The 427-nt window shown below is 56.7% G+C and carries 2 protein-coding genes; both read left to right on the top strand.

Annotation, left to right across the window (positions count from 1 at the left end; translation table 11 throughout):
- Positions 1-220 (top strand): glutaminase (locus C1J00_RS48750; RefSeq protein ID WP_180989948.1); only part of this gene is annotated, 220 nt, incomplete at its 5' end.
- Positions 220-427 (top strand): DUF4186 family protein (locus C1J00_RS48745; RefSeq protein WP_146046448.1); only part of this gene is annotated, 208 nt, incomplete at its 3' end. The genes C1J00_RS48750 and C1J00_RS48745, both read left to right, overlap by 1 nt.

The following is a 427-nucleotide window of genomic DNA, read 5'->3' as shown; positions in this document are numbered from 1 at the left end:
GCTAATGGCGACCAGCGGGATGTATCAGAATGCCGGAGAGTTTGCCTGGCGGGTGGGATTGCCAGCTAAATCCGGCGTGGGCGGCGGTATTGTCGCCATAGTGCCGCATGAAATGGCGATTGCCGTCTGGAGTCCGGAGCTGGATCCTGCGGGAAACGCTCTGGCAGGTATCGCCGCGCTTGAGCAATTAACACAAACGTTAGGACGTTCGGTATACTGATGAATGCGCTTGAACCGCTCTTTGCCCGCCTGGCGCGATCGACATTTCGTTCGCGTTTTCGTCTCGGGATAAAAGAAAGACAATATTGCTGGGATAAAGGCGCGGAGGTGATTGATAAACACGCCGCCGATTTTATCGCCCAGCGACTGGCGCCAGCTCACCCGGCGAATGATGGTAAGCAAACGCCGATGCGGGGCCATCCGGTAT

The organism is Streptomyces cahuitamycinicus (assembly GCF_002891435.1).
GTDB lineage: Bacteria > Actinomycetota > Actinomycetes > Streptomycetales > Streptomycetaceae > Streptomyces > Streptomyces cahuitamycinicus.
This window is presented reverse-complemented; position numbering and strand designations above follow the sequence as displayed.